The organism is Acidimicrobiales bacterium, assembly GCA_030747595.1.
Lineage (GTDB): Bacteria > Actinomycetota > Acidimicrobiia > Acidimicrobiales > MedAcidi-G1 > UBA9410.
This window is the reverse complement of record JASLKK010000001.1, coordinates 215,413-241,369: the sequence shown is the minus strand read 5'-3', so window position 1 is coordinate 241,369 and position 25,957 is coordinate 215,413. Positions and strand designations below refer to the sequence as shown.

The 25,957-nt window shown below is 69.0% G+C and carries 19 protein-coding genes; 11 read left to right on the top strand and 8 right to left on the bottom strand.

Annotation, left to right across the window (positions count from 1 at the left end):
* Positions 1-4: 4 nt before the first annotated feature.
* Complete coding sequence (locus QF777_01065; GenBank protein MDP6910140.1) at positions 5-838, top strand: hypothetical protein; 834 nt, start codon at positions 5-7, stop codon at positions 836-838.
* Between the two features lies 1 nt (position 839).
* On the opposite strand, the gene QF777_01060 is transcribed toward QF777_01065, so the two are convergent.
* Positions 840-1,754 carry a glycosyltransferase gene (locus QF777_01060; protein MDP6910139.1) on the bottom strand — a complete coding sequence of 305 codons (915 nt, stop codon included), beginning with the start codon at positions 1,752-1,754 and terminating at the stop codon, positions 840-842.
* A 144-nt stretch (positions 1,755-1,898) separates the two neighbouring features.
* On the opposite strand from QF777_01060, the gene QF777_01055 reads away from it, so the two are divergent.
* Entirely contained in the window at positions 1,899-3,794 is a 1,896-nt protein-coding gene (locus QF777_01055) for a S8 family serine peptidase (GenBank protein ID MDP6910138.1), read from the top strand.
* A gap of 248 nt (positions 3,795-4,042) precedes the next feature.
* On the opposite strand, the gene QF777_01050 is transcribed toward QF777_01055, so the two are convergent.
* Together QF777_01050 and QF777_01045 are read right to left on the bottom strand one after the other, a co-directional pair.
* A complete protein-coding gene (locus QF777_01050; GenBank protein MDP6910137.1) occupies positions 4,043-6,661 on the bottom strand; it encodes an S-layer homology domain-containing protein in 2,619 nt (872 codons plus the stop codon).
* A 195-nt stretch (positions 6,662-6,856) separates the two neighbouring features.
* Complete coding sequence (locus QF777_01045) at positions 6,857-8,170, bottom strand: Ig domain-containing protein (GenBank protein MDP6910136.1); 1,314 nt, start codon at positions 8,168-8,170, stop codon at positions 6,857-6,859.
* A gap of 53 nt (positions 8,171-8,223) precedes the next feature.
* Between QF777_01045 and QF777_01040 the strand changes: the two genes are divergently transcribed.
* The gene (locus QF777_01040) at positions 8,224-8,907 is read left to right on the top strand and encodes a response regulator transcription factor (protein ID MDP6910135.1); all 684 of its coding nucleotides are present in this window, start codon (positions 8,224-8,226) and stop codon (positions 8,905-8,907) included.
* An 18-nt stretch (positions 8,908-8,925) separates the two neighbouring features.
* Positions 8,926-10,218 carry a HAMP domain-containing sensor histidine kinase gene (locus QF777_01035; protein MDP6910134.1) on the top strand — a complete coding sequence of 431 codons (1,293 nt, stop codon included), beginning with the start codon at positions 8,926-8,928 and terminating at the stop codon, positions 10,216-10,218.
* Positions 10,219-10,240: 22 nt separating this feature from the next.
* Here the strand turns inward: QF777_01035 and QF777_01030 are convergent, their stop codons facing one another.
* Both QF777_01030 and QF777_01025 read right to left on the bottom strand, forming a co-directional pair.
* On the bottom strand, positions 10,241-13,138 hold the full coding sequence (locus tag QF777_01030) for a glycosyltransferase (GenBank protein MDP6910133.1): 2,898 nt from the start codon (positions 13,136-13,138) through the stop codon (positions 10,241-10,243).
* Positions 13,139-13,189: 51 nt separating this feature from the next.
* Positions 13,190-14,707 carry a hypothetical protein gene (locus QF777_01025; GenBank protein MDP6910132.1) on the bottom strand — a complete coding sequence of 506 codons (1,518 nt, stop codon included), beginning with the start codon at positions 14,705-14,707 and terminating at the stop codon, positions 13,190-13,192.
* Between the two features lie 12 nt (positions 14,708-14,719).
* On the opposite strand from QF777_01025, the gene QF777_01020 reads away from it, so the two are divergent.
* Both QF777_01020 and QF777_01015 read left to right on the top strand, forming a co-directional pair.
* On the top strand, positions 14,720-15,820 hold the full coding sequence (locus tag QF777_01020; GenBank protein ID MDP6910131.1) for a polysaccharide pyruvyl transferase family protein: 1,101 nt from the start codon (positions 14,720-14,722) through the stop codon (positions 15,818-15,820).
* Positions 15,817-16,713 carry a lysylphosphatidylglycerol synthase domain-containing protein gene (locus tag QF777_01015; GenBank protein ID MDP6910130.1) on the top strand — a complete coding sequence of 299 codons (897 nt, stop codon included), beginning with the start codon at positions 15,817-15,819 and terminating at the stop codon, positions 16,711-16,713. The genes QF777_01020 and QF777_01015 overlap by 4 nt, the downstream gene beginning before the upstream one ends.
* Here the strand turns inward: QF777_01015 and QF777_01010 are convergent.
* Positions 16,710-17,840, bottom strand: coding sequence for a UDP-N-acetylglucosamine 2-epimerase (locus QF777_01010; GenBank protein MDP6910129.1), 1,131 nt, complete (start codon positions 17,838-17,840; stop codon positions 16,710-16,712). The genes QF777_01015 and QF777_01010 overlap by 4 nt on opposite strands.
* A gap of 103 nt (positions 17,841-17,943) precedes the next feature.
* Here QF777_01010 and QF777_01005 point away from each other — a divergent pair, with 103 nt between their 5' ends.
* Both QF777_01005 and QF777_01000 read left to right on the top strand, forming a co-directional pair.
* Positions 17,944-18,789: an ABC transporter permease gene (locus tag QF777_01005; GenBank protein ID MDP6910128.1), complete on the top strand. Its 846-nt coding sequence runs from the start codon at positions 17,944-17,946 to the stop codon at positions 18,787-18,789.
* On the top strand, positions 18,786-19,502 hold the full coding sequence (locus QF777_01000; protein MDP6910127.1) for an ATP-binding cassette domain-containing protein: 717 nt from the start codon (positions 18,786-18,788) through the stop codon (positions 19,500-19,502). Before QF777_01005 ends, QF777_01000 begins: the two co-directional genes overlap by 4 nt.
* Here QF777_01000 and QF777_00995 read toward each other — a convergent pair.
* Positions 19,487-20,494, bottom strand: a complete 1,008-nt coding sequence (locus QF777_00995; protein MDP6910126.1) for a glycosyltransferase family 2 protein — start codon at positions 20,492-20,494, stop codon at positions 19,487-19,489. The genes QF777_01000 and QF777_00995 overlap by 16 nt on opposite strands.
* A gap of 29 nt (positions 20,495-20,523) precedes the next feature.
* Positions 20,524-21,936, bottom strand: coding sequence for an exopolysaccharide biosynthesis polyprenyl glycosylphosphotransferase (locus QF777_00990; GenBank protein MDP6910125.1), 1,413 nt, complete (start codon positions 21,934-21,936; stop codon positions 20,524-20,526).
* Between the two features lie 102 nt (positions 21,937-22,038).
* On the opposite strand from QF777_00990, the gene QF777_00985 reads away from it, so the two are divergent.
* From QF777_00985 to QF777_00975, 3 genes are read left to right on the top strand one after another with little or no spacing between them, the layout of a single operon-like run.
* Complete coding sequence (locus QF777_00985) at positions 22,039-22,884, top strand: ABC transporter permease (protein MDP6910124.1); 846 nt, start codon at positions 22,039-22,041, stop codon at positions 22,882-22,884.
* Positions 22,885-22,886: 2 nt separating this feature from the next.
* Positions 22,887-24,191 (top strand): ABC transporter ATP-binding protein, encoded by a 1,305-nt coding sequence (locus tag QF777_00980; protein ID MDP6910123.1) that lies wholly within the window; start codon positions 22,887-22,889, stop codon positions 24,189-24,191.
* Complete coding sequence (locus tag QF777_00975; protein ID MDP6910122.1) at positions 24,188-25,936, top strand: methyltransferase domain-containing protein; 1,749 nt, start codon at positions 24,188-24,190, stop codon at positions 25,934-25,936. Before QF777_00980 ends, QF777_00975 begins: the two co-directional genes overlap by 4 nt.
* Positions 25,937-25,957: the final 21 nt, after the last annotated feature.

Genomic DNA, 25,957 nt, shown 5'->3' with positions numbered 1-25,957 from the left:
CCGGATGCTGCGCTACCTGAACGTTCTAGCTTTCGCCTCGCTCTCCTTCACGCTTTTCGCATGCGGCAACACGAGCGATGTCGCCCTGATCGACGAGGTCCGCGATGCTGTGGCCTTCCGCGCAGTCGGGGAGACCACCGTGTCGGTCATGGCTCCCGACGGTGCCCCGCTGGACATTGATCGGGATGCGGCCGAAGCCGTCGACTGGCCGGAAAGGAACACGATCATCGGTCAGGTCTGTGGATTCTTCAAAGAGGCGAATGAGGACACTCCGATCGTGCTGGTATCGCCGGATGGTGCAGTGCTCGGCCCGCCAAAGCCCGATTGGCTACCTGCCATTTCCCCAGATGGCTTGTTCGCGGCCTTCGCGTGCTTCCTTGACAGAGACGCTGACGGGGAACCATTCGTCGTCGTGGTTGACGAGGGCGGTAGCGGCGAGGTGCGAAAGGACTGGTCGCGAACAACCACCGGAAAGTCCTCAGGCAGCGACCGGGTGGAACTGAAGGTGGTGAAGCTCGACGGGTCACTGGTGCGAGATATAACGCTGAACTACCACGGCGACTGGCTGCCCAGTTGGTCACCGAACGGCCTCCAGTTGGTGTACGAGACAAATCGGGACGGCAACAGCGAGGTCTACGTGGTGGACGCTGACGGCCGCAACACCCGGAACCTAACCAACCATGAGGCCAACGACCTGTGGCCGACATGGTCACGAGATGGCCACCTCGTGGCGTTCTCCAGCAGTCGATCGGGTAGCGAGGAGATCTTCGTGCAACCCATGGTCGGCGAGGCATCGCCCACCGGACGGCAAGGCCATCCGGTGCCGTGGGCTAGATGAGCTAAGGGCTTACACCAGATTCGGAGCCTGACCAGCGCAGGTAGGCGAGGCGTTTGGCCTCCAGGCGGGCCCGGGCGATTGAGTCCATGATCATCCCCGATGTGATGAGCAGCAGGCCCAACAGGGTCAGCCCGGTGGCCAGCACGGCGGTCGGTAGCCGCGGCACCAGGCCGGTCTCGGCATACGTGACAGCCAGTGGCACGGCGAGGGCCACCGCAACGGCCCAGCAGGCAGCGGCCAGCCAGCCAAAGAAGGCCAGTGGTCGGTTGTCCTTGAGTAGCACCAGCATGGCCCGCAGGATGTTGGTGCCGTCGGCCACCGTCCGCAGTTTGCTGGTTGATCCGTCGGGCCGGGTGCCGTAGTCGACGTCGACCTCAGCCACCGGGAGGCGCAGTTGGGAGGCGTGGACCGACATCTCGGTTTCCACCTCGAAGCCGGTGGACACGGCGGGGAAGCTCTTCACGAACCGCCGGGAGAAGGCCCGGTAGCCGGACAGGATGTCGGTGAAGCCGGACCCGAACAAGGCCCGGTAAAGGCCGTTGAACAGGCGGTTGCCGACGGCGTGCCCGGTTCGTCCGGCATCGACGGTGACCCCGGTACGGGCACCGACCACCATGTCGAGATCGTCGTCGACGAGTCGCTTGACCAACTCGGTAGCCCGCGCCGCGTCGTAGGTGCCGTCGCCGTCAGCCATGACGTACAGGTCGGCGTCCACGTCGGCAAACATCCGGCGCACGACAGCGCCCTTACCGGGGACGGGCTCGGAACGGACCACGGCTCCGGCCTCGGCGGCCCGTCGGGCCGTGTCGTCGGTGGAGCCGTTGTCGTAGACGTACACGGTGCAACTGGGCAGGGCGGACCGGAAGCCGGCGACCACGCCACCGATGGTGGCCTCCTCATCGAGGCAGGGAACCAAGACAGCTATGCGGGGCCCGAAGGCAGTGGAATCGATGGCGGGTCTCCGTGAGGACTGCGGCGGCAACCCGCCGTATGTAGGGAGTCTACGGTGCGGCTGATCCCCGCTCCCCCCCGGTCAAGCGGCTCCCGGTACCGTGACCGCGTGCGTCCCTTTCCCGCGCTTGTCGGCTGCATAGGCGTCGTGGCAGCCCTGACGCTGGCCACACCGACCCCGTGGGCCACCGTTGCACACGCCTCCGGTGGTGAACGACAGGTCCCGTCAAGCAGTGCCAAGACCGTCGACCGCTTTGCGGGCGATCGGGTGCCGACCGGACGTCAGGCCACGGCCACGACCTCCGAAGGGCTGGACCGGCTGGGAGTCCCAGAGTGGCATACCGCAGGGCACACAGGCACAGGGATCACGGTTGCCATTCTGGACGTCGGCTTCGACGGCCTCGACGACGTCCCAGCCGGCGACCTGCCAGCCGACGTCGCGAAGATCGCATTCGACGACGACGGGATCATCGACCGGTTGACCGACCACGGCACGCAGATGGCCGAGATCATCCACGACGTAGCCCCCGGCGCCGCACTGGTGGCCATGACGTTCACCGACGACCGGTTTGCCGAGGCGACGGCTTGGCTCGAGTCCAGCGGGGTGGACGTGGTCAGCTTCTCGATGGAGTGGACCGACGGCCCGCTGGACGGCACCCACTGGACGGCACCCATCATCCAGGCGTCGGTCGACGCCGGGATCACCTGGGTGGTGGCGGCCGGCAACTCGGCCGAGACCCACCACAACGGGACGACGACAGACGTTGACGGCGACGGTTGGGTCGAGGTGACAGGAACTGGGATCGAACAGAATGAATTCTTGCTGAAGGACGGTGATACCGCCGAGGTGTCGCTGAGTTGGAATGACCCAGCCACCGACCTGGACCTGTGCCTGTTCGACATGCAGGTCGTGCCAACAGGCGGCCCTCCGACGTTGATCACGTGCACAGAGAACCCCCAGGGCTCAGGCGAACCGGCAACCGAGCTCCTCGAACTGTCAAACGAGACAGGGGCCGCACACCGGTACGGCTACGGATTGGTCCGACGATCAGGACCCCAGACCACGTACGAGACGCGGACCTGGGGGACGGGTCCGCTGGCCTATGCCAACCCGGCAGCCAGCATCAGCGTGCCGGGCAACATGGCCGACGTGATCACGGTGGGCGCAGTGGCCTGGGATACCAGCAGGCTCCAGCCGTACAGCGCCTGGGGGCCAAACCACATGGGCGACCGCAAACCCGAGGTGGTGGGCCCTGATGAGACATCCACCTCGCTATGGGTCGGGGCCGACAACACGGGGACTTCGTACGCCACCCCACACGTGGCCGGACTGGTCGCCCTGATGCTGGGAGCCGCTCCGGAGATGTCGCCCAGCCAGGTCAAGGAACGGATTACCGGTCGTGCCAGCCGGGCCGACGACCCGGACTACAAGCACGGCTGGGGGGTGGCCCAGTTGGGAAGCCTCCCGTCGACGATCACGGCAATACGCGGGCACTGGGCCGAAGTAGCCATCGACTGGGCGTTCACGGGCGGGATCACAGACAGATGCCCGACGTTGGGAGAGTTGACATGTCCCGACGTGGCAGTCACCCGCGATGAGATGGCGCGATTCCTGTGGCGGTTCCGGAACCTGCCGGCGGCATCGACCACCGCCGGGTTTTCCGACGTGCCAGCCGGTGCCTCCTACGGGCCGGCCGTGGACTGGCTGGCCGAGGCTGGCATCACGCTGGGATGCAGCACGACCGAGTTCTGTCCAGAAGGCACGGTGACCCGGGCGGAGATGGCAGCGTTCCTGTGGCGCCTAGAAGGCTCGCCGGCCGGTTTCCCGACGGCCGGCTTCGATGACGTTTACGAAACCTCATTCGCAGGCGAGGCCATCGACTGGCTGCTGGCATCGGAGACGACGACCGGGTGCTCCACGACCACCTACTGCCCGGAGGGGATGGTGACCCGGGCCGAGATGTTCACGTTCCTGCACCGCCTGAAGGTTGCGGCCACGTCCTGACCGGGAGCCGGAAGGGTCCACGACGTATCCGACCAACCTGTCTGTGCTGCAGGCCCACGGTCCCTACTCGAGGGTTGTCGAGACGGGCGGCCAGTCAGCTGGACCGGGTCGCAACGTTGCAAGAACCCTGCTGTCGACAACGGACTGCCAGGACGGGACGCCACCCGGGAAAACGAGAGGGGCCCCCGGTCCGAAGACCGGGGGCCCCTTCTCTGTCGACCTTGGATCAGGTCAACTAGTTACCAGCGTTAGCCGACAACGAACGTGCTGACACCTGTGGTGGTAGCAGCCGTCCGGTAGGAAATGGTGATTTCCTCGTTGGCGGACTCAGCCTCGGCATGCAGCGCAGCCTCGAACTCCGCCTCGGTGGCGCCGCCAGAGGCGATCGCTGCCGTGGAGAACGAGTCCGTGCTGTCGTAGCCGAACTGCAGCATCGTCGTGGTAGCACCAACGAGCCTCTCAACGACGACCGTGTTGGCCACCGCGTCGTGCTCGATGATGTCAACCGACTGGTTCGGTATGCCCTTCTGGGTCTCGGTGCCGTTAGTGGCGACCGTGAGAGAGGCATGAGCCACGGTGACAGTCACGACCACCGTGCAGATGTCACCATCAACAATCGGGTTCGTGAGAGTCAGCACGGTTGCGCTGGTCTCTACGACCGCGATGGCGTCCAACTCAGATAGCAGCCGGAGCGCCGTCTGAATGGTCGCCGCTGTGGACTCACCGGGGATAGCTGCCGACGTGGCACTTCCACAGGTCACTGTGAAGTCACCGGCGGTCGGGTCAGCCGACCAGGTGATCGTCTGGATGTCCGTCTGGCCATTGGTGTCGGCGTATGCGCCGTCGGTGCCTGCTGTGACGCAGTACACGGTGGTGCCCTTGACGCCGGCTGCGCCAGGCGTCGTGGCAGCAATGGTCGCCATGTCGGCGGCCGCCGTGTTCGTGCTCACCGCAGACGTACCGTTCGCGGTACAGGCCACGTAGCTGTAAACGGCAGTGCCGTCAGCACCCGTGGTTGCCGTGATCTTGTCGGCGCCGCCCACCGCGAAGGTGACGGTCTTGCCGGCCATTCCACGCCCGTACTGGTCGTAGGCAGTCGCAGTGGCATCGATAACCGTGCCAGCGGTCGAGACGACCGCGGTGTTCTGCGAGATCGCCAACGCGTCCGAAGCCGTGGTGTACACCGCAGCAGCATCACTCCAGGAGGTGTTGTACCCACCCGAGGTGAGACCAGCCGTGGCAACGCCCGTGCCCTGGTAGCCAAGCGGCTGGTAGGTGCCAGTCGCAGCACCGGTACCGGTACCGGCCATGGTGATCGTCACCTCAGAGCTGCACCAGTCGCCAAGGTTGGTGGCAGCGGTGGTGGCCGGTGTCGGGTCCGCACAGCCAGCAACCGTGTAGGTCGCCTTGCCGCCGGAAGTGATCACCGCGGTGGACGAAATGGCTACGTTGCCCTTCGAATCCACCCGGGACTCGGCGAAGGTCACCGAGTAGCCGTCGACCACCGCAGCTGCGGTGGCGCCGGTCAGCGTCATGGTCAACGTGACCGCCTCGCCGAACGGCGTGTACTCACCAGTGGCGTCGGTGATGTCGTCGTCGGCGCTCAGGTCGTAGGCCGTGGCCCCCGCCCGTGCGGTGTGGGTCAACGTTGCCGTCGTCGCAGGCACAACCGCCGTAGCGGCAGCACCAAGAGCAGCCACTGCCTTGGAGGCAACGGTCGTTCCGTCGATGTAGGTCGCACCGTCACCACCGGTCCACGCAACCCAGGTCAGGGTGTTGGAAGCGGCCTGGGTCTGCGCCGGGCCGGCCTTGTTACCAAGAGCGTTGGTCACGTAGTCAGCCGCATCGATGACGCACTCGGTACCCGATGCAACGACGTTGGCCGTCGTGCAGGTGCCCAGCACAGCATGGAACGCCGGAGCAGCAACCGCGGTGGCCGCCGTGCTCTGGGAATGCTTGATGACCTCAACAATGGTGTTGGCCTGCGGCGTGAAGTCGGCGTTACGCACCGAGATCTGCGTGGCCATAGAGCCAGCAGCCACGTTGAGCGACGTACCAGCGGCGTTCGTCGCCGGGGTCTGGATCGAGACACCAGCCGGACGTGCGCTGGAGTGGTTCAACAGACCGGTCATCATCGACGCCATCTCAAGGCGGGTGATGTCATCGTTCGGCCGGTAGGTCGCACCAATGCCGGCGCCAGGTGCCACACCGAGGTCGTACAACCGGACGATGGCCCTGAGGCCCTCGTGGCTGGTCGAAGCAATGTCGGTGTAGTTGTACCCGCCGTTGGCAACGGTTCCGGCAATAGCAGTAGCGGTGCCGTTGTTGTCGACGTCGTTGTCCTTGAGCAGGTCAGCCATCCGGTTCAAGAAGATGGCCATCTGCTCGCGGGTGACGTTGGAAGCCGGCGAGTAGGTACCTGCCGACGTGCCAACGGTGATCCCCGACGCGGCGATCGCGTTGATCGCAGTCTGGGTGCCAGCCGCGAGACCGGTGATGTCAGTGAAAGCCGTGAACGTCCCGGTGCCGGCAGCGAGGCCGGTCGGGGTGTACATGCGGCTCAGGAACAGCGCCATCTCCTCGCGCGTCACCGAAGCAGACGGGTCAAAGGTTGTCGCCGTCTTGCCCTGGGTGATGCCGAACATCTTGATGCAGTCGACATCGGTCGACGTGGTGTCGGTAAACCCGGCAGCAGGAGCTGAGTCGTTCGGGCAGGCCCTGTATCCCGTAAGGGATCCGGGCAGATCAGCCGTGACACTCGGAGCCCATGCGGCGGCCGAAGCCGTCTGGGGCACCAAGGACACGGTTGCACATACGACTGCCACGCTGAGCAGCAGTGCGGTGCGCTTCCTGAAGTTGGTAAGCATTTCGCCTCCATGTAGTTAATAGATCAACGCGGAACCCGCCAAAACAGGAAGATCCCGACGCAGAAAGGGTACGCCAAGCGGTGATCGCCGATATCCCAACCACGACAAACCGGTGTAAAGCGTCCGTAAAGTCTCCCGGATCAGGCCGAAATCCCGGAAAATCAGGCCTCGTCGTCAGTCAACAGGGCCTCGTCGTCAGTCAAAGCGACACATGACATCAGGACTCCCCTCGCAGATCACCCACGACGGCCACACGTCAACCTCCCCAATGAAGTGCACCTGGACCCGATCCGGACCCTGACGGATGACATAGACGGTGAACCCCTCGACAGGATCCGCCGATACGAGAGTCACCATGTTCCCTATGACGTCCACCAGCACCGTGCCACCCCGGGCAACGACCTCCTGGCGGGTCGTGCCCGAAACCACCGAGAACACGTAGGGAAAGGCGGCCACCCGTCCGTCGACGTCGGCCACCCGGACCACCACTGTCGGGCTGGTCGCCACCGTGGGTGTGCCAGTGATGAGGCCGTCGACCGACATCTCGAGCCCCGTCGGTAGCGAACCGGATGAAACGCTCCACGCGTGCGGCGGCCGGCCCCCACTGCCGACCATGGCGAACGAGTAGTCGACGCCGGTGGTTCCTCCGGGAATCGACGGGGTGAGGATGACCAGCGAGTTGATGACCTCGACTGAGTAGCCGCGTTCCGCCGAACGGCCCTCGGCATCCTCCAAGTGGACGGTGAAGGCCGTGATGCCCGAACCATCGGGGATTCCGACGATGGCGCCCTCAGGGTCGAGGGCCAAGCCTTCGGGCAGCACATCAGTCGCCACGGTCCACGTGTACGGACCGGTCCCGCCCGATGCCTCCAGCGTCGTGGCGTAGGAGTAGCCGACGGTGGCCACCGGTAGGACTGCCGTGTCGATGGTCAACGGATCGAACAGCGACATCGTGAAGTTCGCCTCCGTGGACTCGCCGCGGTCGTCTTCGAGGCGCACCGTGAACGAGAACTCCCCAGCCTCGGTGGGCACACCGCGTACCAGGCCCAACTGGGTGAGCGACAGACCGGTGGGCATCGCGCCGCCCGCCAACGACCACCGGTAGGGGGCCACGCCACCTGTTCCACGGATCAGGACGAAGAACGAACCGCCGGTGCGCCCGCCCTCGATCCATTCTGTGTCCACCTCCAGCGGATCGGGCGGACGGGTCGTGGTCGTAGTCGGAGGTGGCAGCGTCGTTGTCGTCGTAGTTGCTGGCGGAAGCGTTGTCGTCGTCGTGGTAGTCGTCGTGGTCGTAGTCGGAGGTGGCAGTGTCGTTGTCGTAGTAGTTGCTGGCGGAAGCGTTGTCGTCGTGGTCGTCGTCGTGGTCGTGGTGGTGGTCGACAGCACCTGGATGCTGGCCCCCTCGGGGAACACCTGCTGGTCGACGAGGCGGACCGCAGCGTTGGCGGCGATGATGACCACGGCGGTCGCCAGAACCCACAGAAGCACAACCATCAGTCGACGCATGACACGGCAAGTATCGTCGGCAGGAATGGGTCACGGCACCCACCGGAGGAAAGATGGCCAACATTCTGGTGATCGAGGACGACCAGCGCATCCGCGAACTGGTCTGCGAGCACCTGGCCCGCGACGGCCACAGCGCCTCCAGCGAGGCCACCGGCCTCGACGGCCTCCGTTCGCTGACCGCCGACGAGCCCGACGCCCTGGTACTGGACCTTGGCCTCCCCGACCTGGACGGCATCGATCTGCTGCGCATGGTGCGCAGCGTCGCCGAACTGCCCGTCCTCGTCCTCACGGCCCGCGAGGACGAGGAAACCATCCTGGCGGCCTTCGCCGAAGGGGCTGACGATTACGTCGTCAAGCCGATTTCCGGCCCCCAACTGTCGGCTCGAATGGCCGCCCTGCTGCGCCGCGGCAGCGCCGACGCCGTGGACACGATCACCGTCGGCGACCTGGAAATCCTGCTCGGCCCCCGCCAGGTGAAGTTCGGCGACACGGTGCTGGAGCTCACCGCCAAGGAGTTCGACATGCTGGCCTACCTGGCGGCACGGCACGGCACCGTGGTGTCCAAGGAGGACCTCCACGCAGCGGTGTGGAAGGCCCCGGCGGGCACCGAGGGCAGAACCGTCGACGTCCACCTCTCCAACCTGCGAAAGAAGCTGGGGGAGACCGCCACGTCGGAGGTCCGCTACCTGCACACGGTCATCGGGGCCGGAGTCCGCCTCCAGGCCCCCGAAGCCTGAACCCGGATGGTCTCCTAGATGCGGCGGCGACTGGCCTGGGTATTCGTAGCCCTGGCCGTCATGCTGGTCGTCGGGTTCCTGGTACCGCTCGGGCTGTCGCTACGTACCCAGGCTGAACTCCGGTCGCTGGCCGCAGCCCAGTCCGACGCCCGCGGCGTCGCCACCGCCCTGGCCGCGTCAGCCCGCGCTACCTCACGCAACCCGGGGGCGATCGACGTGGGATTCGTGCTCGACTCCTTCGGTTCGGACGACCTGGCGGTGTTCCTGCCCGACGGCACCCGTCTGGGCACCGGCCACACCCCGGACAACGTCCTGGACCTGGCCGTAGACGGCTCCATCGTGGCCCGCATCGACGGTGGGGTGCTGGCGGTCGTGCCGGTCACCTTCCAAACCTCGGGCGCCCGACTGGTCGTCACCGCATTCGTCAGCAACGAGGACCTCCGCGAGGGCGTGGCCACCTCGTGGCTGATCCTGGCCATCCTCGGCCTCATCGTGGTCATCGGCGCCGTCCCGATAGCCGACCGGCTGGCCGTGGCCATCGTGCGACCGGTGCGCGAACTGTCCGACGCCGCCCACCGCTGGGCAGACGGTGACCTCAACGCCCGGGTGGCCCCCGCCGGGCCCCCCGAGGTGGTCGAAAGCGGCCGGGCCTTCAACCAGTTGGTGGAACGCCTGTCCGAGCTGCTGGCTGCCGAACGCGAACGCATCGCCGACCTGTCACACCGGCTTCGCACCCCAATCGCCGCCCTACGCCTACAAGCCGACTCGGTGGCCGACCCAGCGGCCCGTGACGGCCTGATCTCGGACATCGTTCACCTGGAAGGCGAGGTCACGGCCCTCATCGAGGACGTGCGACGCACCGAATCGGCCGAATCGACCATCTGCGACCTTGGGGCGGTGGTCGGCAAACGCATGGGATTCTGGCGTGTGGTGGCCTCGGCACAGCAACGATCCGTTGACGTCGACCTGCACAGCGACTCACCGGTTCTGGTCAACCTGCCGGCCGCCGAAGTGCTGTCCATCCTGGACAACCTGGTGCAGAACGTGCTCACCCACACGGTGGGCGGGGTGGGCTTCGAGGTGACCGTGACAGCCGACCCACCCCGGCTCACCGTGGCCGACCATGGCGACGGCCTGCCGTCGACCGACGTGTTCGACCGGGGCTCGTCAAGCGGCGGCAGCGGCCTCGGACTGGACATTGTGCGGCGCGTCGCCGAGGAATCCGGAGGCGAGGTGACCGTGGGCGACGGGAGCGGCACAACCATCGTCATCCGTTTCGGCGAGCCGACCAACCCCACCGAACCTCGCTGACGCTGGTTCTGTCGACCGGGGATCAGTCGACCGGTACGACCCCGGCCACGTCCAGCACGAGACCATCCCACCGCTGCTCCGCCTGACGTAGGAAGTAGCCGTCGTCAACGGACCACGTGTGGCGACCGGTGGTGCGCCGAAGCAGGTAACCGAACGGGTGGGTCCGCCAGATGGCCCCTCCCGCCGAAGCCACGTCGTCGATGAGCGCCACATCGACCCCCCGGGGCAGGCCCCGCCAGCCGTCGACGTCTCGTAGCACCGACGAACGCACCAGCAGCGTGCCACCACTGAGGGTGTGGCTGGGCGCCTCGCCGGCCCCCAGGCCGCGACGAATGGTCACGCCGGACCCCTCGAGGTAGACGAACTCGGAGCCCTTGCCGACCAGGTCGGCGCCCGAATAGCCGGCGGCCAGCACCAGGTCGGACACGTGCTCGGTGCCGTACCAGTCGTCGTCGTCGAATTTCGTCACCCATTCACCGGACGCCGCGGCCGAGGCCTCGCTGAGCACATGGCCGAACACAGCGTCCTTGCCGAACCGCAGCACGGTCAGGGGAAGGCCGTCGGGTACCACCGGGCCGTCGGCGGGGAAGCCGTCGCCGTGCAGGGCCATCACCAACTCGAGGTTCAGGTGGTCCTGCATGGCCACGTTGGCCACAATGCGGTCCAGCATGTCCGGACGGTTGGTGGCGGCCACCACCGACACCGTGGGGGCGGGTTGCACGGGCAGGCCGGCCGCCTCCCGGATCCTGCGCAGGCGGACCGGCAGGGCATGGTCCAGGTGGGTGGCTCGACGCTGGGCCACGCTGGTGGCCTCCCGGTAGGTGGGGTCGACCAGACGGGCCTCGTCCACGTCAACCACCAGGCCGGTCAGGCGACCGCCCAGCCAGCGGTCGGCCCCGGCCCGGTCGTCGAGCACCACCGGTACGCCCGAGGCGGTCAGCTCCAACAGGCGTGCCGCACCCATCAGGTCGTCGACCCTCCCGACACGCACCGCCAGGGCGGACCGGGCGGCCCGCACCCGGTCCTCGGGCCACGACAGGTCGGGCGGCTCTTCGATGGCCGCCGAGGTGCCCACCGGCAGGAAGCCGGCCGGGTTGAAGCGTCGCGGGTTGATCGGGGCGGCCTCGGCCAGCCCTGAGGAGCCACCCAGTCGAACCACCGGGACGGTGTTCGACCCGCCGTCGGATGGCTCCGGAACCGTTGCCCCCGGGGTGGCCACCACGACCTCTACCCCGTCGACCTTCGCGGTGGCCGGTTTGGCGCCGGGCAGGTGACCCGGATCGCCGGCCAGGCGCACCCACGACGGCACGTCCATGGCCACATGCTGCAGGCGGGCTGACCGGCGGGCGTCACGGCGCCGCTGCAGGCGTTTCCGTGCCCTCCGCACCACGTTGCCGGTGCCCCGGACCAACCAACGGACCAGCACGGCGAGATCCCGGGGGGAGCGAACGGCCCCCAACTTTCGCAGGACCTTGCCGGCCAGCACGACCAACGGCGGGTTGTCGACCGGCCGGAAGGGGACCGCCGAGCGGGTGGACCGATCACGGACCACCTTCAACCCTGTGGCGTCGCCTCCCATCACACGCGAACCGAACAGTTCACCGGCCGTCTCCCACGGATCCCTGGCTCCGACGTGGACGGCCCGGCAAAGGGCACGGTTGCGGACCATGCGGACCTGCATTCCCGCAACGGCCGCACCATCACCGGCGGCCCGGGCAGGGGCCTCGTCGGGCGCGGCGACCACCAGACCCAAACCGTCGAGACTACGAAGCATCGACCCCACGTCGGTCCGCCAGAGGCGCACCCTGGCTGGAACGTCGAGGCGCACCGCGGCGTGCGGCACGTCGGCCGACAGGTCGTCGGACAGCACCACCCGTGGATCGGGGCCGAACTCGCGTCCGATCCGGACCTCCTCGGGATGGCCGGACGGCACGCGGATCCCGACCAGCAGGTCGTGGTGGTCCGACCCCAGCAGGTTCTCGACCTGGTCGGACACGTCGTCGAACCCGCGCCCCGTGGCATCCACAGCCACCGTCACCAACGGCACGGTGAACGTGCGGCCGGCCACTGACCGGCGGAACCCCTTCTCGGCAATCAGGTGGGACAACTTGTGCCGCTGCTCGACCTGGGAGGCCTGCTCACGGGCGTCGGGGGCCGCCCCTTCGCCCTGATGCCAGGCAACGGCCCGACGCTCGGGCACCAGCAGGCCCCCGGCGTTAAAGGCCCGGTAGCCCAACTCGGTGTCCTCGGCCCCCCACTGGGTGAACGACTCGTCGCTCCCTCCCAACTGGTCGTGGAACGCCTTGGAGATGCCGAGGTTGCCGCCGGTCACGATGCGGAACAGGTCGGTGTCAGACGACGTGAGATCCTTCGTGCGGGTCATGTGGAACTCGATCCACTGGGGCGACGAGACGTTGCGGCCCCCCATCAGTTCCTCGATGCGGCCGGTGGCCCGCACGTCGGCCTCGGTGATCCCGTCGAAGTCGACGTGGTGGCGAAAGCCCAGGGTCAGGATGCGGTCATCGAGGTGGTGCCAGCGGGCGTGGGCCTCGATCTGGTCCGGCTCGGGAACCATGTCGCAGTCCAGGAACACCAGGATGGATCCGGTGGCGGCCGCCGCACCGGTGTTGCGGGCCCGGGCCAGGCCGAACCCTGCCCGCTCCTGGGCCACCACCCGGGCCTCGAACGGCGCACCCGGCGGCACGGTGATCGGCGGGTCGGACCCGTCGTCGGCCACCACGACCTCGAGCAGGTCCATCGGGTAGGTCTGGGCGGCCAGCGCGGCGAACGTGAGGGCCAGGGGTTCCTGGCCCTGGTAGCAGGGCACCACCACGGTGACCCGCTGAGTTGGCGTCCACTGGCCAATCTCCGGGGGATCCAGCGACCGCCAGTCGTTGCCGTACACGGCATCGGGGTTCATGGTCGGCCGACCGGACTCGGCGTGTGCTGGGAGGTGTCCATGGTGGATCCGTCAGTCGGAGGACAGGTGGCGGCGCAGGTCGGCACCGGTCACCACTGCGTAGGGAGCCCGGACGGCCAGCGCATCGTCGACCACCGACCGGTTCACGAAGGCCGGCAGGCGGTCGAGGCGAAGCACCACCCGGTCACCATCGGACACGGTAGCCACGTCGGCCCGGGTGGCCAAGGCGCCCGGTGACAGGCCCCACGCCGCCGATCCCCAGGTCGGCCACGGAACCTGAGGGGTGTGCCAGAGGATCTCCTGGCCGGGAGCCGGCCCGACAGCGTCGAGCAGGTGCCCTGCCTCGGCCGGCGTGACGAACGTCCGGTTATGCCCGTTGCCTGCATCCAGCACCACGAGCGCCCCGACGAGCAGTACCGCTACCGCCGCGACCTGCACGCTGTGGCCCAGCCCAGCCAGCACCTGGGCGCCCAACACCCGGTCGGCCAGGGCGGCAAACCCCGGGAACAGGGCCAGCAGGACCGGGAAATTCCAGTAGTCGTGGATCCAGGCGTTGTCCGACGGCACCACGGCGAACGCCACCACCATGGCCACCAGCATCCCGGTCAGGGCCCGGGACCGGTGGTCGGCCAGGCCGGCAACCAAAGCGGGAACAGCCAGCACCAGATACCAGCCGGGCAGCAACCCCCGGGCGAACGTCCACTGGCGGTCCAGGAACTCGCCGACCGTGCGGTCGACACCGATGCGACGCCCGGCGTGGTCGCCCAACTCGCCCAAACCCGCCCCCTGGGTGACCCATAGCAACACGACCAGCGCACCGGCGGCCATGGCCGCCCCGACCACCACGACCACCCGGTCCAGGCCTCGGCGACGCCACAACCACACCCAGAGCAACGGGGCCAGGAACATGCCGTGCCACGACGCAGCAACTGCGGCCAGCGACGCCGTCGCCGCCCAACCCGTACCCGTACCCGTGCCTTTGCCCGAACCATCGGCTCCCGGGGCCGTGGGCCGGTCGGCGACCATCAGCACCGTGGCGATCATCAACAAGTTGGGCAGGAAACCCAGTCCGAGGCGCCCGTAGATCCACCACCACGGGGTGGCCACCAGAGCGCCGACGGCTATGGCCACCGGCATCGCCGCGAATCCCAGGCGTCGCCCAACTAGTGCCAGGACCGGAACGGTGGCCAGCCCAGCCAGGTAGCTGACCGCCTTGAGCTGCCACAGGCCCTGCCCGATCACGCTGGACACCAGCAGGTGGATCCCGGTGAGAAGCGGCGGATGGTGGGTGTAGGGCACGTCGGAGAAGGGACGCCAGTCGGCCCCGAACGACGAGTCGACGGGGCCCAGTTCCCAGAAGTTCCGGACGTGGAGGGCGAACTGGCCCAGCACACGGCCCTCGTGGGAATCACCGAGTGGCAGGCCGAACGATCGGGCCCACGTGACGGCCAGGAAGGCCGCCACCCCGGCCACCAGCAGCGCCGGCATCCGGTTGACCAGCCCAAGCCCCTCAGTGGAACCTGACGGGGTTCGGGCGTCGTCTATCGGTCGCGCCCCCGGTCGCTGCATCGCCTCACGATAGTGTCGACCACCGTGGCTGACCGGGTGACCGTGGCCGGATGGGTCGGCTCGACGAACCTCGGCGACGAGCTGCTGTTCCGCCAGATGGGATGGCTCCTCGCCGACCGGGGCGTGGCCGTCTCCGCTCCGTCGATCGCCCCGGCATCCACCGCTGCGATCCACGGTGCAGAAACCCCACCGGACGCCTTCGGCCATCTACGCCCGTCGGCCCTGCGGAGACGCCTGGTGACGTCCGACGCCCTGGTGTTCGGCCCCGGCGGACTTCTTCAGGACGAGACCGGCATCTGGAACCTCCCGTACCACCTGCATCGGATCCACGCGGCCCGCCGCATCTCCGTGCCGTGGGCCGGCATCGGGCTGGGGGCCGACGGGCTGACCACCGCCCGGGGCCGAGCCCAGGTGCAACGAGCCCTCGTCGACCACACGGCGATCGCCGTGCGCGACGAGCCGTCAGCCGAAGCCCTGCGGGCCCTCGGCATCGAGCGGGTGGTACGGGCCGCCGACCTGGCCTTCCTGACCCAGCCGCCCGACGTGGAACGTGACGGCGCCCTCGGGGTGTGCCTTCGAGCCCCCCAGACCGGTCGTCTACGCCCCGCTGCCCTTGGCCGGACGCCACGCTGGCCCGACCAGCAGGCACAGGCCATGGCCGACGCTCTCGACGACGCCGCCCGCTCTACCGGCCTGACTGTGCGGTTCGTGGCCCTCGACGCCACCCACGACGGTCCGGTGCACCGCCAGGTGGCCGAACGGATGGCCACCCCGGCCCAGGTTCTGGAACCGGGCCTCGACGGGGTGGTGGCCACCCTGGGCCGCCTCGAGGCCGTCGCCACCATGCGCTACCACGGTGCCGTACTGGCCGCCGCCGGGGGCGCCGCGGTGGTGGCCCTCCCCTTCTCGCCCAAGCTCCGATCGCTGGTGGACGACCTGGGCCCGGGAGCGTGCGTGCTGGCCGCCGGGGCCGACACCATGGAACCCGGGTTGGCCGACACACTGGCCAAAGTCCTGGCTGGACGTGATCGCCTCCCCGAGGCCGTGGAACGCCTGCGGACACTGGCCGGACGCAACGTCGACGTGCTGGACGGCCTCTTGGAGGCCTCGTGACCGGCCAGCAGCGCCGAATGGTCCTCCGGACGCTGTGGCTGCTGGTGGTAGTCGGCTTGGCTGTCTGGCTCACGGCCACCCGTTACGACGCCCTGTGTGATCTGGTCTCCGAACTGCGACCGGGCCCACTGGTGCTTCTGGTGGCCGCCTCGTGCCTCCTGCTGGTGCCAAACGCCGCCTTCTGGACGCTGGCCCTCCGGTCCATGGGTCAGTCGCCCCGCTACAACGTGGTGCTCCACGCCTCGGCGCGGGCGCTGCTGGCCCGCTACCTCCCCGGCGGGATCTGGTACGCGGCGGGACGGGCCGCACTGCTGCGGCACCACGGGATCAGCGCACCGGCGTCGGCCACGGCCGGCGGGCTGGAACTGGCTCTCGGTGCACCGGTCGCCGTGGTCGTCGGAACGGTCCTGCTGGCCGCCGCCGGCGAGGCCCCGGCGTGGATGGCGGTGGTCGCCGTGCTGGCCCTGGTGGCCGTCGTGGGCCTCGGCGGGGCCACCATCGGCCGCCTCGTGACCCACCGGGTTCGCCGACGCGGCGGCGAGGCGGCGGCAGTCCCTGGGATCCCCACGCTGGCACGCCTGACCGCCGTGCTGGTCGGCTACTGGCTGGCCATCGGCACCCTGTTCTGGGCCTACCTCGAAGTCGTCGGCTCGACGACGATTGCCTGGCTCGACACGGTGGGGGCCTTCGGCGTGTCGTGGGGCGCCGGGTTCATCGCCCTGTTCGCCCCCCAGGGACTCGGGGTGTTCGAGGGGACGCTGGTCGCCGTCATGGACTGGGGCGCCGAGGCCGTGCTGCTGGTGGCAGGGTTCCGGGCCGTCCTGCTGGTCCGGGATCTGCTGGTCACCGTGGTGGCCGAGGTGGTGGCACGCCGTGGCCGATCCGGGAGCTAGCTCCCCTCCGGCATCTCGTCGAGCATCCGGACCAGCACGTCGACCACCTCGGCGGCCGGCCGTTCGTCACCCGTCCTGGCAGGTCGACGCCACTTCTGCGGATCGGCCAGGAAGGCGTCCACCTCGGCCGGGTCGTACCGGCTGACCAGCACGTTGTCCCCCACGCCGTCGTGCCGCTCGGTGCGGTCCCGCCACAGCAGGGTGGGTACGCCCAGGCGGGCGCACTCCTCCTGGATGGACCCTCCGTCGGTGATGACGAACGGGGCGGCGGCCAGCATGGTCACGAACTCGTCGTAGGGCACCAGGTCGGTGATGACCACACCGGTGGCCTCTACGGCGGCACGACCGCCCCGCCGGGCCAGGACGCCATCGGTGGGCGGGTGCACGGCGAAGGTCACGTCCGACCCGGCCCGACCCAACAGGTCCAGGAAGCCGTCGAACCGGTCGGCGCGGTGCAGGTTCTCGACCCGGTGCATGGTGGCCACCACCGGACCCGACCCGGGTTCCACGTCGCCTAGAGCGTCGCGCAGAGCCTCCAGGCCCGTGTTGCCTGACGTCTCCACCGTGCGCTCCGAGAGGCCCATCGCCGCAAGGTTGGCTGCCGAACGGGCATCGGGGGCCAGGCACACGGCGGCCCGACGCATGACCAGCACCCGGATGGCCTCCTCTGGGAACGGATGCCCGAAGCTGCCCGACCGCAGCCCGGACTCCAGGTGGACCACCGGCAGGCCGGCACGCCTGGCCATGAGGGTGGCCAGCAGGGTTGACGGGGTGTCGCCGTGCACCAGGCAGACGCCACCACGGTCCCCGAACACCCGGTTTCGCAGGCCACCGCCGGAGACCAGCAGACCTGCCATTCGCAGAGCCCACCGGACGGCGGCCGGCAACGAATCGGCGTCCCGGTCGCCTCCCAGGCGGACGTCGGGTTCTCGCACGCCGAGGCGACGGCGCAGACCGGGGAGGTAGGCCCCGTGCTGGCCGGTCTCGACCAGCCGGTAGGGCAACCCCCGGTTCTCCAGTTCGCGCAGCACCGGTGCCACCTTGATGGCCTCGGCCTTGGTTCCCCACACCACGTGGACCAGCGGCCCGTCGGCCGGTGCTCCGTGAGGGGTGGTTTCGCGTTCCATCGACACAGATGGTGCTACACGGAGGCCACCGAAGGTGAACCACTCCCGGTCGGGCCCCCGCCTACCCTGTCACCGGTCCCGATCGACGGGACGTCCTCCATCGATGACCACCCCCACCGAACCCTCCACCGACGGGCTCTTCCCGATCGGTCGACCCACACCACTGGGCGTCTACCTGCGTGACCTGTGGGCCCGCCGGGACTACATCGTCCAGGTGCCGCTCAACGACCTGCGTTCCCAGAACGCCCACACCTTGCTGGGCGGCGCATGGCTGGTGCTCAACCCCCTGCTCCAGGTAGGCGTCTACTTCCTGGTGTTCGGCGTGATCATGCCCATTGACCGGGGGGTGGACAGCTATCTGGTCTTCCTGACCCTCGGCGTGTTCGCCTTCCACTACTCCCAGCGGATCATCAGCGACGGCGCCCGGTCAATGGTGTCGTCCATGGGCCTCATCCGGACCCTGCGCTTCCCTAGGGCCACTCTGCCGCTGTCCAACTCGGTCGGCCAGGCCGTCGCCTTCGGTCCGGTGTTCGCGGTGATGCTGGTCGTCGTCGTGGCCCACGGCAACGCACCGACCGCCCGCTGGCTGCTCCTGCCCGTGCTGTTCGCCCTGCAGTCCCTGTTCAGCTTGGGTGCCAGCTTCGCCGCCGCCCGGTTCAACCACCTGTACCGCGACCTCGAGAACCTGCTGCCGTTCGTCTTCCGCCTGCTGTTCTACGTGTCGGGCGTCCTCTACTCGGTCGACCACTACGTGGACGACGCCTTTCTGCGGGGCCTGTTCGCCCTCAACCCGATGTACGTCTACGTGACGGCCTGGCGGTGGGTCATGGTCGGCGGACCGGCCACCGTCGTGGAGGCAGCGGCCGCCGTGGCCTGGGCGCTGGTGGCGCTGGTGGCCGGGTTCGCCGTGTTCCGGGCCGGCGAACAGACCTACGGGCGGACCGGATGACCGAGTTGGCGCTGCGCTGCGTGGGCGCCGAGGTGACCTACACCATCCGGTCGCACCGCCCCCTCATCCGCGACCTGCTCCGTGGACAACGTCCGGCTGCCCAGCAGGTGCACGCCGTGCGGGGCGTAACGTTCGACGTCCACGTGGGCGAGAGCGTGGGCGTGGTCGGCCCCAACGGCTCGGGCAAGACCACCCTTCTGCAGGCCACCACCGGCCTCCTGCCCGTGTCGGCCGGCGAGATCCTGGTCAGGTCGGTTCCGGCCTTCCTGGGTGTACAGGCCGTGCTGCGCAACCAGTTGACGGGTCGACGAAACATCGAGGTCGGCCTGCTGGCCCAGGGCCTGGACAGGGCCGCCGTCGACGACCTGGTTCCAGCGGTCGTCGAGTTCACCGGGTTGGGCGACGCCATCGACATGCGGATGGAGACCTACTCGTCGGGCATGCGGGCCCGACTGCACTTCTCGGTGGCCACTGCCACCTCGCCGGAGATCCTGCTCATCGACGAGGCACTGGCCGTCGGCGACCGGGCGTTTCGCGAGAAGAGCGCCCGGCGACTCGACGAGCATCGGGCGGGTTCTGGAACGGTGCTGCTGGTCAGCCACGACCTGGGAGAGATCCGACGATCCTGTGACCGGGTGATCTGGCTGCAGGGCGGCCGAATCGTGGCCGACGGGCCGACCGGTGAGGTACTGGCTGCCTACGAGGCGTCCTGAACCGACCGGTTGCGTCCCGCCGAGCGGGGCGGCCCGATGAGGAACCCCGCGCCCCACGCCAGGTGCATGGTCGGAAAGGCCACCAGGAGGCGGGCCATGGTGCCCGGACGGTCGCCGACCACCAGCGACGCCCCCGCCACGACAGCCAGGTAGCCGGCAGGCAGAATCAGAGTTGGCAGCCACCACAGTCCGCCGACCAGGCCCACCGCCACGCCGACCGTGGCTGCCGGAGCGGCCAACTGCCGCCACCGGAGCGACCTCGGGTGACGGCGCAGCACCACCCGCTTCCAGCGTCCGTAGCCGAAGAACTGGCGGGCCAGTCCGGCAACCGAGCCGCGGGGCCGGTAGGCCACCCGTAGCGCCGGGTCGAACCACACCTTCCCCCCGGCTTCACGGAGTCGCCAGTTCAACTCGTAGTCCTGGTTGCGAACCAGCGATTCGTCGAACGACCCGACCGCCTCGAGGGCGACACGCCGGAACACCCCGAGGTACACGGTGTCAACGGGCCCCTCGGGGCCGCCGCGGCGGTAGCGGGCGTCGCCGGCACCGAAGCCCGACGCCATGGCCCGGCCCACCGCCACCTCCAGTGGCGTGGTCCCCCGGGGGTCCTGGATGCCCCCCACGTTGACGGCCCCCGTTCGCTCCAGCGTCTCGACAGCCCGGGCCACGTAGCCCGGCGACAGTTCAGCGTGGCCGTCGACCCGGACCACCACCGGCGCCGAGGTGGCCCGGATGGCGGCGTTCAGTCCGGCCGGCGTGACGCCCGCCGGGTTGTCCACCACCGTCACCCGCGGGTCGGCGGCGGCCAGTCCGTCGGCCACCTCGCGTGTCCGGTCGGCCGACGGTGCCGCAGCGATGCAGACCTCGATCGTTCCGGTGAACTCCTGGGCCAGCACCGACGTCACGGCGTCACCCAGCGTGGCCGCCCCGTCCCGTACCGGCAGCACGACGGCCACGTCGGGCACCGGAGAACCAGCTTCCTCACCGGGCATCGGCTGGTCCGACATTGGCAGGTCGGCCCTCAGCTGCCCGGTCGGAACAGCACCAGCACCGTCCGGGCCAGGATCTGGAGGTCCAGCACCGGCGACCACGAGACCAGGTACTGGAGGTCGTGGCCCAGTTTGTAGGCCGGATCGGTGTGGTAGCCGGCCCGCACCTGGGCCAGGCCGGTGATGCCCGGGGCGATCTCGTGGCGCCGGCCGTAGCCCGGCAGAGCCGCCTCGAACTCGAGGATCCGCTCGGGTCGTTCGGGCCGGGGTCCGACGAGGGACATGCGGCCCTGCACCACGTGCCACAGCTGAGGTAGCTCGTCGAGCCGGGTCCGACGCAGCCAGCGGCAGCCGCGCACCACACGGGCGTCGTCCGCTACAGCCAGGCGGGCCGTGCCGTCGGCCTCGGCGTCGTGGTGCATTGTCCGGAACTTGGCCATCGTGAACGGCTCCCCGTGGCGCCCCGTCCGCACCTGGCGGTACAGCACCCCGCCGCCGGCCACCAGGCGAACGTAGGTGGCGAGAAGGGCCACCACCGGCACCACCACCGGGACGGCCGCCAGCAGCACGACCAGTTCCACCAGGCGCTTGAGGCGCACCTGGTGGGTGCGAAGAGCCCGGGCACGGATGGCCACGTACGGCATACCGCCGATCTCGCGCACGTCACGCAGGCCAAGCAGGGCGGTGGTCGCCGTGACCCGCAGGTACACGCCCCGACCCGAACGGTCGAGGGCGGCGAGCGGCTCGGGCATCACGTCACCCAGGGACACATCGTCCACGAACACCACGTCGGTGGCCCGGTGCTCGTCGGCCCGTGCCGCCACCCCGGCACCCACCGGAACCCGGGCCACCACGACCGCGGTCCGATCGGTCTCACCCAGATGGGCGGCGGCCCGCTCCGTCTCGTCAGTCGACCCGACCAGCAGCACGCTCGGCGGACCGAACCGTCGGGACCGCAACTGGCGTGACAGGACCCGGGTGCCGGTGGCCACCAGCACCACGCCCACGCCAATGGCCGCCAGGTTGGCCCGGGGGACGGCGTAGCGGCCGGTGGGCAGCACCAGCACGAACCCGACGGCCAGAGCGACCAGGGTCAGGCCGACCACCCTGGCGAACCACATCCGATGGCCCAGCCGGGCCTGCTTCTCGTATAGCCCGCCGAAGTAGAACGTGACCTGGAGGATCGCCGTCAGGGCCACCATGCCGGCCGTCAGTTCGCCCGGGTCAGGCCAGTCGGTTCCGAAGCGGGCCACGGTGACTGCCACCACCACGAACAAAATCCCCACGGCATCCAGCGCGTACAACCAGCGGAAGCCGACCCGCCACAGACGCACGTAGCACCGGCGCAGGAACGGGCCCGAGGACATCGACTCCGGTTCCGGCGGGTAGCCCGGTTCGTAATCCGGTTCGTAGTCCGGGATGGGGGTGGGTGGCTTGGTGTTCATCGAAGGATCCCGATCAGCGTAGAAGGCAGCCACCGGCGCCCCGCCCCACCGGTGCGCCGGGGCGCCCCCGGCCGCCACGGGGCCGACCGGTAGGCTCGGTCGGTGCCCCTCCCCCGGCTACCGCGGTCGCGCCGCGACCTCCACGCGCTCCTCCCGGTGGACCTCCTGGTCAACCTCACCTTGCGGGACCTCCGGTCCAAGTACAAGCGTTCGGCGTTGGGCTGGACGTGGTCGGTACTCAACCCGGTGGTCGCGGTGGTCGTCTACTCGGCCGTCTTCTCCGTGTTCCTGCGCATCGAACCGTCGATCGGCGACCCCAGCGGCCTCCACTCCTACGCCGTGTTCCTGCTCGTCACCCTGTTGCCATGGCAGTTCCACGTGACCAGCCTGACCGAGGCCACCCGGGCCATCACGGCCAACGCCCCGCTGGTCACCAAGATCTACTTCCCACGCTGGGTGCTCCCCACCTCGTCGGTCTTGGCCCGCTTCTTGACCCTGCTGGTCGAAATGACGGTGCTGCTGGTTCTCATCGCCGTCCTCCAGGGCCACGTGGCCTTCCAGTGGATCCCGGTGCTGGTGCTCCTCATGGCCCTGCAACTGCTGTTCACCATCGGGCTGGCGCTCATGATCAGCGCAGCAAACGTGTACTTCCGTGACGTCCAGCACTTCCTCGGTGTGGCGCTGGCCCCGTGGATGTTCCTGACACCCATCCTCTACCCGCTCAACATGGTCCCGGCTGACCGGGAGTTCCTGGGCGTCGGCTACCGGACCCTCTACCAGTTGAACCCGATGGTGTCGTGGGCCAAGGCCTACCGGAACGTTCTCTACGACCTGAGGTTCCCGTCAGCCGAACGGTGGCTGGCCATCGTGGCCGCCACAGCCATCGTGCTGGTAGCCGGGTTCCGTGTGTTCAACCGGCTCGAGCCCCGCATGGCCGAGGAGGTGTGAGCATGGCGCCACCCACCGGCACGGCGGTGCACCTCGAGGGTCTAGGCAAGCGGTTCCGCCTCACCCACGACCGGAACTGGACCCTCAAGGCCACCATGCTGGCCGGCCACCGCACCCGCTACGAGGAGTTCTGGGCCCTGCGTGACCTGGACCTGGAGATCCCCCATGGTTCGACCTTCGGGATCATTGGCGGCAACGGCTCAGGCAAGAGCACCCTGCTGAAGGTGCTGGCCGGGATCCTCCGCCCCGACGAGGGCACGGCGACCGTCGACGGTCGCCTGTCGGCCCTCCTGGAACTAGGCGCCGGCTTTCACCCGGAGTTGACGGGCCGCGAAAATGTGTACCTGAACGGCGCCATCCTGGGCTTCACGTCAAGGGACATCCGTCGGCGCTTCGACGACATCGTGGGCTTCGCCGAGCTGGACCGCTTCATCGACGAGCCGGTACGCAACTACTCGTCGGGGATGTACGTCCGCCTGGGATTCTCGGTGGCCATCCACGTGGAACCGGAGATCCTGCTGGTCGACGAGGTGCTTGCCGTGGGCGACCACTCGTTCCAGCGGCGCTGCCTGGACCGGTTCGCCCAGCTGAAGGCCGAGGGCCGCACCATCGTGTTGGTCAGCCACGACCTGGACATGGTCAGCTGGCTGTGCGAGCGCACGGCATGGATCCAGAACGGTGCCCTGCAGACCGTCGGTCCGTCACCCGAGGTCATCAACAGTTTCCTGGACGGCGCCAACGAGCCGGCACCGGGCACCCCGACACCTGGCACCCCGACACCTGGCATTCAACGCCGGTTCGGAGGGCTGGGCGACGACGACCTGGTCCGGGCCGTCGACCTGGTCGACCCCAACGGGCATCGGATGGACCGGGTCGGATCGGGCCACCCGGTGCGATTCCGGGTCCGGGTGGACGCCGGGCGGGCCGACGAACCGCTGACGGTGGCCCTCGGGTTGTACCGGTCCGACGGAACCCACGTGGCCAGCATCAACTCTGGCGCGGAGGCCCGCGGGCTCGTTCCCGAAGAGGCCCCTGGAGGCAACGGTGCCGGCACCGTCGAGGTGGACTACGCCATAGACGCCCTGGCCGTGCAACCCGGCACCTACGAACTGTCGGTCGCCCTCCACGATGCGTCGATGCGCAAGGTGTTCGAGCGCCACACCCACCTGATTCGCTTCGAGGTGGAACCCAGCGGTGGCGACCACCAGAACGGCCTGGTGGCCCTCGGTGGCACCTGGTCGGCCCGATCGGTGGACGCCCAAGCGACGGGCCCCCGATCAGATGACCCCGGATCGGACGGCTCGTGAGCGACCGGTGCTGGCGAGATGGCGCCGAGGACCGGATCACCGCTGTGCTCCGCGACGCCACGGATCGATCCAGCGCGTCTGACGAACTGGCCGCCCACATCGACGACTGGCCGACCCGCTACCACTTCGGTCGGGCCCGCACCAACCTCCTGCAGCCGTTGCGCGTCGGAACCGGGGTCCGGATCCTGGACGTTGGAGCGGGCAGCGGAGTGAATAGCCGGTGGGCGGCCGAGCAGGGAGCCAGCGTGGTGGCCGTCGAGGGCGACGGACTACGGGCCGAGGCCGCCGCGCTGCGGTGCGAGGACCTGGACGTCGAGGTCCGCCACTGTGCGGCCACCGACGTCGTTGACGACGACGGCTTCGACCTCGTGCTGTGCGTCGGGGTGCTGGAGTACGCAGGCCACGAACCCGACCGTTTCCTGGCCCACCTGGCCGCTCTGGTGCGCCCCGGCGGCGCCCTGGTGGTGGCCATCGAGAACCGGTTCGGCCTCGCCTACTGGTTGCAGGCCGACGAGGACCACCTCGGACTGCCGTTCGTCGGCCTGGAGGGCTACCCACCGGTGGCCGCAACCGGCGCCACGGCCACCGTGCGCACCTTCTCACGCCCCGAACTGGCCGGGCACCTGACGGCCGCCGGCCTGACCGCCCAACGCTGGTACCAGCCGTTCCCCGACTACAAGTTGCCCACCACCGTGTTGACCGACCGGTGCTACGACCAGCCCGACGCCGTCGACCTCGTCGACCAGTTGGTCGGTCCCCCCATCGACCGCAGTCGCATGGGCGGGCGGGTGTCGGCCGATGAGCGGGCCATCCACCGGCAGGTCATCGGAGCCGGTCACGGAGCCGACATGGCCAACTCGTTCCTGGTGGTGGCGGCCACCGACGACACTGCACTGGACCGCCGCTCCGACGGCGACGCCCTGGCCTGGCGGTTCACCGGCGACCGACGGCGTGCCCACCTGCGTGTCCGGCGCCTCACCGATGACGGTGTCCGGCGCATCGACCGCCGGGCCACCCACTTGGTCGGCGCAGCCACTGGGGACGACCGCTGGCTGGTCCTGCGTTCGCCGGGAGGGGCAACCGACGACTACACACCGGGACCCAACCTCGAGCAGGTGGCCCTGGACCGGATCCGTGCCGGAGACCTGACCGGGGTGCGGGTCGTGCTGGCCGCCTGGTCGGCAGTGGCCGACCAGGGTGCGGTGCACCGAACGGTGTCGGACACCGAAGCCCATCCGTTCCTGTCGGCCGGTAGCCGGACCGTGCTGCCCGGCGACCACCTGGACCTGGGCCTGGACAACCTGGTGGGCCCGGTCGACCGACCGGACGAGTTGCGTTTCGTGGACGACGAATGGGAGGCAACGGGTGGCGTGGACCGCCATCTGGTGGCTGTCCGAACCTGCTGGAAGCTGGCTGCCACCCTGGTGGCCGGCGGGACCCGCCATCCCTGGCCTACGTCGACCACCGTGGACCGACTGGCCGACAAACTGTGTGCCCTGCTGCCCGACGGCCCTCCGAACGCCACCGTGGACCACCTGCACTTGGCCGAGGCGTCCCTGAGAGTTGAGGCCATGGGCGGCGACCTGGCCACCCATGTCGCCCAGCTCCGGGCGGTGGGCCGCCGCAGCGTGGCCAACCCGACAGTGGGCAGCGGTGGACGATCCCCTCTGGGTCGACGCCTCGCCGCCCTCAAGCGGCTCCCCGGCGGTGGACGCCTGGCCGACCTGGTCCGACGCCTGCGCTGAGCGGCCCCGACCGGCTGTCGA

What these genes read in the sequence shown, in the direction of transcription:
- QF777_01065 (MDP6910140.1), top strand. Translation starts at nt 5, where the DNA reads ATGCTGCGCTACCTGAACGTTCTAGCTTTCGCCTCGCTCTCCTTCACG.
- QF777_01050 (MDP6910137.1), bottom strand. Translation starts at nt 6,661, where the DNA reads ATGCTTACCAACTTCAGGAAGCGCACCGCACTGCTGCTCAGCGTGGCA.
- QF777_01045 (MDP6910136.1), bottom strand. Translation starts at nt 8,170, where the DNA reads ATGCGTCGACTGATGGTTGTGCTTCTGTGGGTTCTGGCGACCGCCGTG.
- QF777_01040 (MDP6910135.1), top strand. Translation starts at nt 8,224, where the DNA reads ATGGCCAACATTCTGGTGATCGAGGACGACCAGCGCATCCGCGAACTG.
- QF777_01035 (MDP6910134.1), top strand. Translation starts at nt 8,926, where the DNA reads ATGCGGCGGCGACTGGCCTGGGTATTCGTAGCCCTGGCCGTCATGCTG.
- QF777_01030 (MDP6910133.1), bottom strand. Translation starts at nt 13,138, where the DNA reads ATGAACCCCGATGCCGTGTACGGCAACGACTGGCGGTCGCTGGATCCC.
- QF777_01025 (MDP6910132.1), bottom strand. Translation starts at nt 14,707, where the DNA reads ATGCAGCGACCGGGGGCGCGACCGATAGACGACGCCCGAACCCCGTCA.
- QF777_01010 (MDP6910129.1), bottom strand. Translation starts at nt 17,840, where the DNA reads ATGGAACGCGAAACCACCCCTCACGGAGCACCGGCCGACGGGCCGCTG.
- QF777_01005 (MDP6910128.1), top strand. Translation starts at nt 17,944, where the DNA reads ATGACCACCCCCACCGAACCCTCCACCGACGGGCTCTTCCCGATCGGT.
- QF777_01000 (MDP6910127.1), top strand. Translation starts at nt 18,786, where the DNA reads ATGACCGAGTTGGCGCTGCGCTGCGTGGGCGCCGAGGTGACCTACACC.
- QF777_00995 (MDP6910126.1), bottom strand. Translation starts at nt 20,494, where the DNA reads ATGCCCGGTGAGGAAGCTGGTTCTCCGGTGCCCGACGTGGCCGTCGTG.
- QF777_00990 (MDP6910125.1), bottom strand. Translation starts at nt 21,936, where the DNA reads ATGAACACCAAGCCACCCACCCCCATCCCGGACTACGAACCGGATTAC.
- QF777_00980 (MDP6910123.1), top strand. Translation starts at nt 22,887, where the DNA reads ATGGCGCCACCCACCGGCACGGCGGTGCACCTCGAGGGTCTAGGCAAG.